Raw genomic sequence first — 13,077 nt, 5'->3', positions numbered from 1 at the left:
CCGAAGCCACCACCACCGAATCCACCCCAGCCACCGCCGCCGATAGAACGGCCGGCACCGAAGGGAATGGCCATCAGGACGGCGCCGGCGACGAGGCCGAGCACGCCGCCGAGAATGGAATGCAGGAACAGCCAGCCGAGACCGCCCGTGATCGCCCCACCCAGCGGCATGCGCACGCCCAGGGGCGCTCGACCGAGGATGCCGCGCAGGAAGATCACGCCGAAGATAAGCGGCAGGAGCAGCCCGCTTCCTCCACCGCGTCGCTTCTCGTGGCTTTCATCGGGAGCGACCGGTGCGGGAAGCGCTTCGCCTTGCACGATCTGGGTGATCGCGTTGAGCGCCTCGTCGATACCGCCGTAGTAATCGTTGGCGCGGAGCTTCGGCGCCATGTACTCACGGATGATCCGCGAGGCGATGGCGTCGGGCAGCGCGCCTTCCAGGCCATAGCCGACTTCGATGCGGACGCGCCGGTCGTTCTTGGCCAGCAGGAGCAGCACGCCGTCGTCCGGTCCTTCGCGGCCCACCTTGTTGGTCTCCGCGACCTTGAGCGAATAACCTTCCAAGTCGTCGGGTTGTGTGGTGGGCACCATCACGACGACGACCTGGGATCCCTTCGCCTTCTCCAGGGCGACCAGCCGTGCGTCCAGTTGGTCGACCTGTTCCGGTGTCAACGTACCGGTGAGGTCGGTGACATGGCGGGTGAGCTTCGGCACGACGGCGTCGTCCGCCAGTGCCGCCAGGGGCGGCACCAGCAGGGCGATGGCGAACAGCAGCCCCGCCGCGAAACGGCGCATCAGTGGCCGGCCGAGGAAGCCGGGGCCGGATTGCTGCCGAAATCGACGGTCGGCGCGGTCGAGATCGCTTTCTCGTTCTCGACGCTGAAGTTCGGCTTGACCTGGTAACCCATGACCTTGGCGGTCAGGTTGTTCGGGAACGAGCGGATCAGCGTGTTGTACGACTGCACGGCGGCGACGTAGCGGTTACGGGCGACGGTGATGCGGTTTTCCGTCCCTTCGAGCTGGGCTTGCAGGTCACGGAAGGACCCGTCGGCCTTGAGCTGCGGATAGTTCTCGCTGACCACCATCAGGCGCGAGAGCGCGCTGGTCAGCTGGCCCTGGGCGGCCTGGAACTTGGCCAGCGCCTCGGGATCGTTGAGCAGTTCCGGGGTGATCTGCGTCTGGCCGACCTTCGCTCGGGCGTTGGTCACCTCGGTGAGCACACGCTCCTCGTGCTGGGCGTAGCCCTTCACGGTATTGACCAGGTTGGGCACCAGGTCGGCGCGGCGCTGGTACTGGTTCAGTACTTCGGACCAGGCGGCCTTTACCGCCTCGTCCTCGCGCTGGATGGCGTTGTAGCCGCAGCCGGAGAGGAATCCGGCGAAAAGTACGAGTGCGAAAGCGCGGACGAGTGTCTTCATGGCGGACGGTTCCTTGAGGTGTGCCCGCAACAACTTACCCTAAAGCCATGGCTGGCGGATAACGAGCGGATCTTCCCGGGGGCGGGTCAGCCGAGGAACCGGGGGCCGAGGATCAGGCCCCAGCTCACCACCACCATCGTCAACAGCAGGAAAACGGCCGCCGAACCCATGTCCTTGGCCCGACCGGCCAGTTCGTGGAATTCCGGGCTGACCTTGTCCACCACCGCCTCGATCGCTGAATTGAGCAACTCGGCCGAGAGGACCAGGATCGGGAAGGTGATCAGGACGATCTTCTCGACCGCTCCGTGGCCCAGCCAAAGGCCGAGTGGAACGATCACGACGGCGAGAAAAACCTCAAGCCGAAAGGAAGCTTCGTGCCGGAAGGCGGCCCTCAGCCCCTTCATGGACCACTGGAACGCCGCATAGATCTGCCGCGGCCCGCGCCGCTCCGTCGAGGCCATGGGCGGTCAGGCCACCGGGCCCAGGGCCCGAAGCAGGGTCCGGACGACAAAATTTTGCGTGCACTGCGGCATCGGGTCTGGAAGGGAGGACGGGAATGGCCCGGTATCATGCCACAGCCCGCCTTGGGTCCGGCTTACGGCGCATGGCCGTGGCGAATCGACGCGCCCCTCTGGCGCCGCAACACAACCGGGCGGACCATTTGTATTACGCTTGAACGGTTGTGATCCGTTCAGGGTCACGGCGACGGGAACCGGGTCGAAAAGCCCGGTTCGCTGTTTCCAATGTGTCCGGAAAATACATGTCCATCCAGAACCCGCCTGTTTCACAGACCAAGTCCTTCAGTACGGTCTTCCTCATCGAGATGTGGGAGCGATTCGGCTTCTACGGCATGCAGGTGCTGATGGTCACCTATATGGTGAAGAAGCTCGGCTTCGCCGACGTCGACGCCAACCTCGTCTGGGGCGCGGCTTCCGCCCTGATCTACGCCACCCCGGCCATCGGCGGCTGGATCGGCGACAAATTCCTCGGCACGCGCCGCACGATGCTCACCGGCGCGGTCGTCCTGATGTTCGGCTATGCCTTGCTCTGGATACCGACCAACAACACGTATTTCCTGTATCTCGCCCTGGGCGTGATCATCCTCGGCAACGGCCTGTTCAAGCCCAACGCGGGCAATCTCGTGCGCAAGATCTACGAGGGCGACGAAGTCCGCATCGACAGCGCCTTCACCATCTACTACATGGCGGTGAACATCGGCTCGACGATCTCGATGTTGCTCACCCCATGGATCCGCGACTACGTCGGCGAGCACTACGGCGATGCGCTGGGCTGGCATACCGCCTTCGGCGTCTGCTCGATCGGCCTGATCCTCGGCCTGGTCAACTACTTCTTCATGCGCCGCACCCTGGCCCACATCGGCTCGGACTGCGACGAGCGGCCGCCGGTGCTGAAGAACGTCCTGGGCGTGATCGTGGGCGGCCTGCTCATCATCGCCGCCTCGGCGTACATCCTGCAGAACCAGGGCGTGGCGGAGGCCTGCGTCTACGCGGCCGGCATCGTCATCCTCGGCATCTTCGTCCACCTGATCCGCTCCAGCGAACCGGGCGAACGCGCCGGTCTCATCGCCGCGCTGGTGCTGACGGTGCAGACGATCTTCTTCTTCATTTTCTACCAGCAGATGTCGACCTCGCTGAACCTTTTCGCCCAGCGCAACGTCGACCTCGACTTCAACCTGTTCGGCTTCCAGCTGTTCCGCTGGATTCCGGAACAGTTCCAGTCGCTCAACGCGATCTGGATCGTCATCCTTTCGCCGATCCTGGTCTGGATCTACAACTCCCTGGGCAAGCATGGCAAGGACTTCCCGGTCGCGGCCAAGTTCGCGCTCGGCTTCGCCGCCGTCGCCGCCGGCTTCTTCATGTACGGGCTGGGTGCGACCACCGCCGTCAACGGGGCGATCTCGTCGTGGTACATGGTCTGGGGCTACGGCCTGTATTCGCTGGGCGAAGTGCTGGTGAGCGGCCTCGGCCTGGCCATGATCGCCCGCTACGTGCCGGCGCGCATGGGTGGCTTCATGATGGGTGCCTACTACGTGGCATCCGGTGTCTCCCAGTACATCGGCAGCGTCGTCGCCAACTACGCCGCCATCCCGGACAACATCACGAACCCGCTGGAGTCGCTGGCGATCTACACCAGCCTGTTCAACAAGCTCGGCTTCGTGGGCCTGCTCTGCACGGCCATCGCCGTGGGCATGCTGCCGTTGATGAAGAAGCTGTCGCTGAACCACACGCTGGCGAACGTGCCGCCGGTGCCGCCCGTACACAACGAAGACCTGTGACGCGGTGAAGGGCCGCTCCCTCGCGGAGCGGCCCTTTCGCCATGAAGAGACTTACCGTGAGCGACAATCTGCGCATGCCATCGTCCCGCTCCGGTCCCTTCGCGCTCGCGCGCACCCTCGCCTGGCTCCGCCTGTGTGCCATCGCCGGCCAGAGCGTGGCGATCCTTTCCTGCGTCACGCTGCTCAAGCTGGATATCCCCCTCCTGCCGTTGATGATCGGCGTGTGCGTGCTCGCGGTCTTCGCCGCCGCGGCGTCGTTCCGGCTGGGGATGCCATGGAAGGTCAGCGAGGGCGAGGCCATCGTGCATATCGCGGCCGACACGCTGGTTCTCGGCTACCTGCTCTATTTCACCGGTGGCGCGGCGAATCCCTTCGTCACGCTCTTGCTGGTGCCGATCGCGCTGTCGGCGGCGGCGCTGTCGATCGCCGGGGTGTCGCTCGTGGCGATCCTCACCGGCGTGGCGTACGTGCTGCTGGTGCCCTATCACCTGCCGCTGCCCACGCTGGGCAGCAAGAGCCTCGACTTCGACCTGTACGTCGCGGGCATGGGGGTCAACTTCGTCATCATGGCGATCCTGCTCGGCGTCTTCATCAGCAACCTGGCCAAGGCGATCCGGGTGCAGCAGGGTGAAGTCCAGCGCGTGCGTGAGCGCGCGCTGCGCGACGAGGGCATCCTGGCCATCGCCACCCAGGCGGCCGGCGCCGCGCACGAACTGAACACGCCGCTGTCGACGATGCGCACGCTCCTGCCGGAGATCCGCCGCGAACACGCCACCGACAACGCGCTGGGCGAGGACCTCGACCTGCTCCAGGGCCAGGTCGAACGCTGCCGCACGATCCTCCGCGAGATGGTCGCCTTCGGCCAGGCACAGCTGTCGCAGGTGCCCGAGAAGGTCACCCTGGACGAGTTCGTCCACGGCTGCCTGGAGCGCTTCCAATTGCTGAGGCCCGAGGCCGACGTGTCCCTCCAGCTCGAACCCGGCGCCGGCCGTATCGCACTCCGTTCGCCGCCGGGGTTGCGTCACGCCCTCATCAACCTGCTCAATAACGCCGCCGACGCTTCCGCGCTGAACGAAAGCACCGCCGTCACCCTCGGGGTCGGCATCGTCGGGCCGTGGCTCGAACTGGTGGTCACCGACGAAGGCCCGGGTTTCGACGAATTCGACGAGCTGGGAACGCTCGGGCTGTCGCAGAAAGCGACCGGCCTCGGCATCGGCCTCGCCCTGGCCGAAGCCACCGCCGAACGCCTCGATGGCGAACTCTCCGCGAGCAATACCGGCCACGGTGCGCAAATGCGCCTGCGCCTGCCCCTTCCGGTCATTGGAGACCATGCATGAACGACCTCGTTCCACCCGGCGGGCGCCCGCTGTTGATCGTCGATGACGACGCCACGTTCGCCCGTGTACTGGGCCGCGCCCTCACCTCGCGCGGATTCGACGTGATCGGTTGCGGCAACGCCGACGACGCGCGGGCCCTCGCCCGCCGCCACCAGCCTCGGTACTGCGTGCTCGACCTGAAGCTCGGCGACGAGAACGGCTTGCGCCTCATACCCGAGTTGCAGTCGCTGGTCCCCGACATGCGCGTGCTGCTGCTCACCGGCTATGCGTCGATCGCCACCGCCGTGGAGGCCATCAAGCGCGGCGCCCACGATTACCTGGCCAAACCGGTGGATGCGGACGCCGTGGTCCGCGCCCTGCTCGATGGCGATGCCGGCCCCGCCGATCTCGACGACCTGGTCGACGCACCCGATGCCCCGTTGCCGCTGCGCCGGCTCGAGTGGGAACACATCCAGCGCGTGCTGACCGAATGCGAAGGCAATATCTCAGAAACGGCGCGTCGCCTCGGCATGCACCGCCGCACGCTGCAGCGCAAGCTCAGCAAGCATCCGGTGCGCGAACGTCCCGACGAGCATTGACCATGCGCCAGTTCATCGCCCTTGTTTTCGCTTCGGTCCTCGCCAGCGCCACCATGGCGCAGGCGCAGGCGCATGACGGCATGGCCGGCATGACGATGGGCCACGAGGCCCCGTTGGGCTTCGACGCCACGTTCGATGCGGCGGGCCATCTCTGGGTGGTCGACACGGTAGGCGAGCATGTCCGCGCGCGGCGATCCGATGACATGGGCCGCAGCTTCGCCACGTCCACCATCGTCAATCCCATCGGCGAGCCCCTTTACGCCGAGGGCGAGAACCGACCGAAGATCGCGCTGGGCCCGAAGGGCGAGCTTTACGTCAGCTGGTCACAACCACGCAAGCTTCCGTGGACGGGTTTCGTACGCTTTTCGCGATCCCTCGACGGCGGCGCGCATTTCGATACGCCCATGACCGTGCACGCCGATCGCGCCGAGATCACTCACCGTTTCGATTCGCTCGCCGTCGACGGCAAGGGCAACGTGATCGTCGCGTGGATCGACAAGCGCGATGTCGAAGCGGCCAAGGCGAGCGGCAAGCCCTACCTGGGCGCCGCCACTTATTACAGCTGGTCGAGCGACCGCGGCGCCACGTTCGCGCCCGAGCGCAAGATCGTCGATGAAAGTTGCGAGTGCTGCCGCATCGCGCTGGCGCGGGCACCCGACGGCACGATCGACGCGTTCTTCCGTGCGATCTACGGCGACAACATCCGCGACCACGCCTTCGCCGATCTTCCCGTCGGCAAGGGCATGCCGAAGGTGGAACGCGCCACCTTCACCCAATGGCATATCGAAGGCTGTCCGCACCACGGCCCCTCGCTCGCGATCGACACGGCGGGAACGCGCCACGCCGTCTGGTTCAGCGCGGCCGATGGCAAGGCGACGATCTGGTACGGACAGCTGCATCCCGGCGACAAGCCCGCGCACCTCGCCACGGTCGCTGCGGCGGGGGCCTCCCATGCCGATATCGCGGTGGATGGGAAGCACGTGTGGATCGCCTACCACCAGGTATCGGCGAAGGGAGTGGAGCTGATGCTGCGCGAATCGTCCGATGGCGGCGCGACCTTCGCGGAGGCACGCGCCATCGCCCACGTCGATGGCGGATCGGGTTGGCCGAAGCTGCTGCTCTGGCGGCACCGCGCCTTCGTCGGCTGGAATCCCGACGGACACTTCCGGCTGGTGCCGACGGAACTGTTATGAGGTACTGGTTCGCCGCGCTCATCTTCCTGTTCCCGGCAGCGGCGTCCGCCGCCGCTCCCACCGTATTGACCGCGGCCGACACGAAGGCGCTCATCGCTCCACCCGGCAAGGGCGTGCGCATCGTGGCGCTGTGGTCGCTGGATTGCGCCTACTGCGAGGAGAACCTCGCGGCGCTGCTTGCATTCCAACGCAGCCATGCGAACGTGGATCTGGTCTTCGTCGCCACCGATCCCATCGGAGAGCGTGCCGCATTGGAGGCACGCCTGAAGGCGGCGAAGCTCGATGCCGTGCCCTCGCGCGCCTACGCGGACGCGACACCGGAACGGATCAATTTCCTTATCGATCCGACATGGGGCGGGGAGACGCCGCGGACGTTGGCGATCAGGGCGGATGGGACGCGCGAGGCGGTGAGTGGGGCGTTGGATGCGGGGCGTATCGCGAAGCTGGTGGACTGAGAGCGCACCCATCGCCGACAGGGTCGGCTCCCACCAGAGCCGGCGGGCTTGATGGGTTTCCACCAGGCAGCCCGGCGATCGCCTCTGATGGTGGGAGCCGACCCTGTCGGCGATACAACCTGGCCTCAGGCTTCCACCGGCTGCGGATGCGGAAACCGCACACTGGCGATGCGACTGGCCCCGGGCAAGGAACGCAACTCCAGCGGCCACTGGAACCGGTCCGAGAGCCGACGCGCGATCGCCAGGTCGAACCCGTGCCGGTCGACCGATGCATGCCGGCGGCTGCCGGCTTCGGGCATATCGAGTGCGGGGTTGATCACGCTCACGCTGCCGGGCATCACCGTGACGACGATCGTGCCCTGGTCGGTCTGCTGCAAGGCATGCCGGATCAACTGGCCACAGAGCACCGCGAAGACCCGCGGCGAAGCGTGCAACGCGAAACTCGCCGGCTCGTCGAGGATCAACTCCACCGGACGTCCCGCGATCAGTTCGCGCGCATAATCCACTTCCTGGCGCAACACGCTGTTCACCACGAAGTCTTCTTCCGCGAGGCCCTGGTCGGACTCACGCGAGAGGATGAGGAAAGCCTCGACCAGCGCTTCCAGTTCGCGCGTGGAGCGGCGAATGCGCTCCAGCGAGCGATGCCCGAAATCCGAAAGGTCGATCTCGTCGGCAAGCATGTCGGAAGACATCTTGATGACGGTGAGGGGGCTGCGCAACTCATGGCTGGCGTCCCGGGTGAAGTTGCGCTCGCGCTCGCCGAAGCCTTCGATACGCGAGGCGAGGCCGTGCAATCCGCGGATCAGCGACGAGACATCGCCATCGGGATGCCTCCCGTTCTCGCGATCCAGGCCTTCCATGTCGGGACGATCGGGGTCCCAGCCTTCCAACAGGCGCGCCAGCGCCGCCACGGGAATCCACTCACGCGACACCGCGAGCCAGGCAAGGCCGCCGGAACAAAGCATGATCGCGATCGCCGCGCCGATGGGGGCGACATTGTTCGCCGCCATCAACGAAGCGATGATCACGACGGCCGTCTGCAGTGCGAAGACGATCGCGACACGCGCGCGGAACGATCCGCGCCGGCGCCTGGTCCCCTGCGATGCCCTGCCTTCCATCGATCAGTTCCGAACCCGCCCCCGCTTCATGCCGTCTGCGACGCAGCGACTTCGGAATCGAGGTCGGCCAACCGGTACCCTGCGGAGTGGATCGTGTGCAGCAGTGGCCGGTCGAACGGCTTGTCGATCACGCGGCGCAGGTTGTACAGGTGCGAACGCAGCGTGTCGGAATCGGGCAGCGTATCGCCCCAGATTTCCCGTTCGATATCGCGACGGCTTACGACCCGCGGGGATTCGCGCATGAGGATGGCGAGAAGTTTCAGGCCGATCGGCGAGACGGTGAGTTCCTGGCCGCCACGGGTGAGGCGCAAGGTGGCGGTGTCGAGGGTCATGTCGCCCACGTTGAGAACCTCGGACGAGACCTGGCGGCGGTCGCGCCGGATCAGGGCACGCAGGCGCGCTTCCAGCTCGCGTACCTCGAAAGGCTTCACGAGGTAGTCGTCGGCTCCGGCCTCCAGGCCCACCAGTTTGTCTTCCAGCGTGTCGCGCGCCGTGAGCATCAGCACCGGCGTGGACTTCTTGCCGTCCTTGCGCAACTTGCGGCACACGTCCAGGCCATCCATGCCCGGCAGCATGAGATCCAGCACGATGACGTCGTAGCTGTTGGAAACCGCCAGATGCAGGCCACTGACGCCATCGGCGGCGTAGTCGACCGAGTACCCCCTGCGTTCGAGGAACTCACCGACCATCTCGGCGATCTGGCGATTGTCCTCGACGAGAAGGATCAAACCCGCCTGTACGTCGTTGCTCATCGCTCCACTCCTCTGGTGATTCACAAATGTGAAGAGTTAACGGTCGGACCGGTGAGAACAGCGTGAAGACCGAAAACAAGGATTCATTGTGGGTAACGCAACGTGGAGACAGCGTCGTCTAGCGGAGCATCGGGCTTAGCGCCGTCCATACGTTCTCCGCGACGCGAGGTTCGCCGGCAGCCGTCGGGTGCAGTCCGTCGTCCTGCATGAGGGCCGGATCCAGGGCCACGCCGTCGAGCAGGAATGGCACCAGCGTCACGCCGTGTTTCTTGGCCGCGTCCACGTAGACCTTGCGTAGCCCGTCGCGGTATTGGGGGCCGTAGTTCACCGGCAATTCGATGCCGAGGAGGAGCACCTTCGCCCCGGCGCGCGTGGCGGCGCCGATCATCGCATCGAGGTTGTCCGCGAGCTTGCCCAGGGGGAGGCCTTGCAGGCCGTCGTTCGCACCCAGCTCGATCACGACCACTCCCGGCCGCTGCTTCTCGAGCAGCCCGGGCAGCCGGTTACGGCCGCTCAGGGACGTTTCCCCACTGATGCTGGCATTGACCATCGTCCATGGCGTCGCCATCTTCGAGGTGCGCGCGTCCAGCAAACGCACCCAGCCGGCCTCCACCGGAATGTTGTGCGCCGCCGACAACGAGTCCCCGAGCACCAGCACCTTGCGCGGCGTATCCGCCGCGGAGGCGATGGCGCACCAGACGAACAGCAACAGGACCAGGCAACGACGCATGAGCGATTCTTCCCGTGTTCTTCTCGAAGTAGCGGATGTTAGCAAGTCGGTTTTCGGGCCCGAGGGCCAGCTGGACATCCTCTCCGGCGTCAACCTGCGCGTCGCGGAAGGCGAGAGCTTCGCCATCGTGGGGGCATCCGGTTCGGGCAAGACGACCCTGCTCGGACTGCTGGCCGGACTGGATGTTCCCACGGCGGGCAGCATCCGTCTCGACGGCCAGCCGCTGGAAAGCATGGACGAGGAGGCCCGGGCGGCGATCCGGCGGCGGCTGGTGGGCTTCGTCTTCCAGTCGTTCCACCTGCTCCCGGCGCTGACGGCCGAGGAAAACGTGATGCTCCCCCTGGAACTGGAGGGCGACAACGGCGCCCGCGAGCGTGCCCATGCGGCACTGGACTCGGTCGGCCTCGGCGCGCGGCGCCGGCACTATCCGGCCCAACTCTCCGGTGGGGAACAGCAACGCGTCGCGCTGGCCCGCGCCTTCGTCCACCGCCCGCGCATCCTGTTCGCCGACGAGCCCACCGGCAACCTGGACCAGCACACCGGCGAACATATCGGCGACCTGCTCTTCGAGATGAACCGGCACCATGCCACCACCCTGATCCTGGTCACCCACGACGCGCGCCTCGCAGCCCGTTGTGCACGCTCCGCGGAATTGCACGAAGGCCGCCTCGGAGTGCCCGCGTGAACGTCTTCCGGCTGGCCCTGCGCACGCTGCGACGTGAATGGCACCTGGTGGAGCTCCGCACCCTGGCCGCCTCGCTGGTCCTCGCGGTCATCGCGCTGGGCGTGGTCGCGACGCTTTCCACCCGGATCGAGCGCGGCATATTGGCCAGCGCGGCCGAACTGATCGGTGGCGATCTCGGCGTGTCCGCTCCCGCGCCCCTGCCCGAACCGATGCTGCGATCGGCGCGTGCCGATGGCCTGGCCGCGACACGCGGCGCGGCGTTCCGCAGCGTGGCCTTCGTCGGCGAACGTAGCCAGCTGCTCGACGTCCTGGCGACGGACAGCGCCTACCCACTGCGTGGCACCCTCGAGGTCCGCGGCGCGGACGGCCGCGACCGCACGGCCCGCGGTCCCGCCCGGGGCGAAGTATTCCTCGACCACCGTGCGATGGTCGGCCTCGGCATCCAGGCGGGCCAGGCGATCCAGATCGGTGGCCGCGACCTGCACGTGGCCGCCGAACTGGTACGCCAGCCCGATGGCGGCGAATTGTTCGCCCTCGCGCCACGCGCGCTGATGAACCTGGACGACGCCAGCGAAGCGGGCCTGCTTTCCCTGGGTAGCCGCGCGCGCCACCGCCTGCTCGTGGCCGGTCCACCCGCCGCCGTGGCGACGTGGCGCGCCCGTGTCGAAAGCGGCGCGCTGCCGCAGGGCGGCGAACTGATCACTCCCGAGAAGATGCAGGAGCGCATGCGCACCGCGTTCGACCGCGCCAGCGCCTTCCTCCGCCTGACCGCGCTGCTTTCCGCCTTGCTCGCCGGAGTGGCGATCGCGCTGGCTTCCGCACGTTATGCACGCCGCAAGGCCGCGGAAGTGGCCCTGCTCCGTGCCCTGGGCACGCCGCGCCGGCGCGTGGCGGCCCTGCTCGTCACCACGCTCGCGGCGCTCGCCCTGCCGGCCGCCGCGCTGGGCATGGCCATCGCCCTGGGCCTTGCCCAGGGAGCGTGGTATTTCGCGCGCCAGCTGTTCGACAACATCCCCACCACCTTGCCGCTCGGCCCGGCGTTCGCGGCCGCCGCGATGGGCCTGGCCGTGCTTGCTGGTTTCGCCTTGCCTCCCCTCGTACGCCTGGCTGAAGTGCCTCCCGTGGCGGTGTTTCGCGAATCCATGCAGCGGCGCGTGCGCCGTTTCGACGCGCTGTACCTCGTGCCGCTCGTCACGGCCGTCGCGCTGGTCTGGGTGCAGAGCGACTCCGCCAAGCTGGCCGGCATCCTGGCCGCCAGCCTGGCGGGCGTGGCTCTCGTCGCGGCGTTGCTCTCGGCGCTGTTGCTGGTGATAGCGCGGCGCGTGGCTCCCGGCGCGCATCCGGCACTGCGGCTCGGCCTGGCGGCCCTCGCCCGGCGCCGGGGCCTTTCGCTCGTCCAGGCCACGGCGCTTTCGCTCGGGCTTTGCGCGTTGCTCCTGCTCGCCGTGATCGCGCCGTCGTTGCTGGATGGATGGCGCCGCGAACTTCCCGCGGATACGCCGAACTGGTTCGCCCTGAACCTGCAAGACGATCAGCGCGAGGAATTCGCACGGGCACTGGATCGCATGGGCGCCACGAGGACCAACATGATGCCGCTCGCGGTGGGCAAGCTCACCGCGATCAACGGCAAGCCGATCGACAGCATCGCCTTCGCGGATGGCGAGGCGAAGGATTCGGCGGACCGCCAACTGCGCCTGTCGTGGAGTGCGCAGCTGCCACCGTCGAACGAGGTGGTGGAAGGCCGCTGGCCAGGTCCTTCGCCCGAGCGGGCGGAGGTATCCGTCGACACGTCGTGGCGCGACCGTTTCCACCTGAAGCTGGGCGACACGCTGAGCTTCGAAGTGGGAGAAGGCACCCTGGATGCGCGCGTGGGCAGCGTGCGCAAGGTGGACTGGAGTTCGTTCCGGGTCAACTTCTTCCTGCTGCTGGACCCGGCGCATGCCGGCGAACTGCCGCATACCTGGCTCACCAGTTTCTACCTGCCGCGCGGCCATGCCGACGAACTGGCCAAGGTTTCGCGTGAGTACGGCAACCTGAGCCTGATCGACGTCGATGCCTTGCTAGATCGCGTGCGCGAAATCGTCGACCGGGTCGGCAGCGCGGTCCGCTGGGTACTCGGGTTCAGCCTGCTCGCCGGCGCGCTGGTGCTCGCGGCGGCGCTGGCCGCCAGTGCCCAGGAACGTCGCAAGGAAGCCGCCCTGTTGCGCACGCTCGGCGCCACGCGCGCCCAGTTGCGTGCCGCGGCGGCCTGCGAATTCGCCTTGCTGGGACTGGTCGCCGGCCTCACTGCCGCGCTGGGTGCGACCGGGGCGGGCATATGGCTGGGCAAGGCCGTCTTCCGCATCGAACATTTCGTGCCGCCGCTGTGGCCGCTGGCAGGCGCCGCCGCGCTCGCGGCGCTGGTGGTGATGGCGATCGGGTTGTTCGGCACGCGCCGGGTGTTGCGGACCTCGCCAATGGCGTTGTTGCGGGAGGGGTGAGTCGTGGGTTGTTTGCGGGAATGAGGTGACCGGGGT

General features: G+C 67.1%; 13 protein-coding genes. 7 read left to right on the top strand and 6 right to left on the bottom strand.

Going from position 1 to position 13,077, the window contains the following annotated elements; genetic code table 11:
• The 3 genes from ACR9ZJ_RS16345 to ACR9ZJ_RS16335 all read right to left on the bottom strand — a co-directional run.
• Positions 1 to 794, bottom strand: a 794-nt coding sequence (locus tag ACR9ZJ_RS16345) for a TPM domain-containing protein (protein WP_481288331.1), incomplete at its 3' end; no start/stop codon positions are given.
• Positions 794 to 1,417, bottom strand: a complete 624-nt coding sequence (locus tag ACR9ZJ_RS16340; protein ID WP_481281097.1) for a LemA family protein — start codon at positions 1,415 to 1,417, stop codon at positions 794 to 796. The genes ACR9ZJ_RS16345 and ACR9ZJ_RS16340, both read right to left, overlap by 1 nt.
• Before the next feature lie 86 nt (positions 1,418 to 1,503).
• Entirely contained in the window at positions 1,504 to 1,878 is a 375-nt protein-coding gene (locus tag ACR9ZJ_RS16335) for a diacylglycerol kinase (protein WP_481281098.1), read from the bottom strand.
• A 299-nt stretch (positions 1,879 to 2,177) separates the two neighbouring features.
• On the opposite strand from ACR9ZJ_RS16335, the gene ACR9ZJ_RS16330 reads away from it, so the two are divergent.
• From ACR9ZJ_RS16330 to ACR9ZJ_RS16310, 5 genes are read left to right on the top strand one after another with little or no spacing between them, the layout of a single operon-like run.
• A complete protein-coding gene (locus ACR9ZJ_RS16330) occupies positions 2,178 to 3,713 on the top strand; it encodes a peptide MFS transporter (RefSeq protein WP_481288330.1) in 1,536 nt (511 codons plus the stop codon).
• Positions 3,714 to 3,754: 41 nt separating this feature from the next.
• Positions 3,755 to 5,050: an ATP-binding protein gene (locus ACR9ZJ_RS16325; protein WP_481281100.1), complete on the top strand. Its 1,296-nt coding sequence runs from the start codon at positions 3,755 to 3,757 to the stop codon at positions 5,048 to 5,050.
• Entirely contained in the window at positions 5,047 to 5,628 is a 582-nt protein-coding gene (locus ACR9ZJ_RS16320) for a response regulator transcription factor (protein ID WP_481288329.1), read from the top strand. The genes ACR9ZJ_RS16325 and ACR9ZJ_RS16320 overlap by 4 nt, the downstream gene beginning before the upstream one ends.
• A gap of 2 nt (positions 5,629 to 5,630) precedes the next feature.
• The gene (locus ACR9ZJ_RS16315) at positions 5,631 to 6,821 is read left to right on the top strand and encodes an NHL repeat-containing protein (protein WP_481288328.1); all 1,191 of its coding nucleotides are present in this window, start codon (positions 5,631 to 5,633) and stop codon (positions 6,819 to 6,821) included.
• Positions 6,818 to 7,276, top strand: a complete 459-nt coding sequence (locus tag ACR9ZJ_RS16310; protein WP_481288327.1) for a thioredoxin domain-containing protein — start codon at positions 6,818 to 6,820, stop codon at positions 7,274 to 7,276. Before ACR9ZJ_RS16315 ends, ACR9ZJ_RS16310 begins: the two co-directional genes overlap by 4 nt.
• Before the next feature lie 125 nt (positions 7,277 to 7,401).
• Here ACR9ZJ_RS16310 and ACR9ZJ_RS16305 read toward each other — a convergent pair whose 3' ends face one another.
• The 3 genes from ACR9ZJ_RS16305 to ACR9ZJ_RS16295 all read right to left on the bottom strand — a co-directional run bounded on the left by ACR9ZJ_RS16305 (position 7,402) and on the right by ACR9ZJ_RS16295 (position 9,876).
• Positions 7,402 to 8,394 (bottom strand): sensor histidine kinase, encoded by a 993-nt coding sequence (locus ACR9ZJ_RS16305; protein WP_481281104.1) that lies wholly within the window; start codon positions 8,392 to 8,394, stop codon positions 7,402 to 7,404.
• 26 nt (positions 8,395 to 8,420) lie between these two features.
• Entirely contained in the window at positions 8,421 to 9,146 is a 726-nt protein-coding gene (locus ACR9ZJ_RS16300) for a response regulator transcription factor (protein WP_306851562.1), read from the bottom strand.
• Between the two features lie 118 nt (positions 9,147 to 9,264).
• Positions 9,265 to 9,876: an arylesterase gene (locus ACR9ZJ_RS16295; RefSeq protein ID WP_481281105.1), complete on the bottom strand. Its 612-nt coding sequence runs from the start codon at positions 9,874 to 9,876 to the stop codon at positions 9,265 to 9,267.
• On the opposite strand from ACR9ZJ_RS16295, the gene ACR9ZJ_RS16290 reads away from it, so the two are divergent.
• A complete protein-coding gene (locus ACR9ZJ_RS16290) occupies positions 9,875 to 10,561 on the top strand; it encodes an ABC transporter ATP-binding protein (protein ID WP_481288326.1) in 687 nt (228 codons plus the stop codon). The genes ACR9ZJ_RS16295 and ACR9ZJ_RS16290 overlap by 2 nt on opposite strands.
• Complete coding sequence (locus tag ACR9ZJ_RS16285) at positions 10,558 to 13,041, top strand: ABC transporter permease (protein WP_481288325.1); 2,484 nt, start codon at positions 10,558 to 10,560, stop codon at positions 13,039 to 13,041. The genes ACR9ZJ_RS16290 and ACR9ZJ_RS16285 overlap by 4 nt, the downstream gene beginning before the upstream one ends.
• Positions 13,042 to 13,077: the final 36 nt, after the last annotated feature.

Source organism: Luteibacter sp. KNZ12-1A, assembly GCF_056755675.1.
This window is presented reverse-complemented; position numbering and strand designations above follow the sequence as displayed.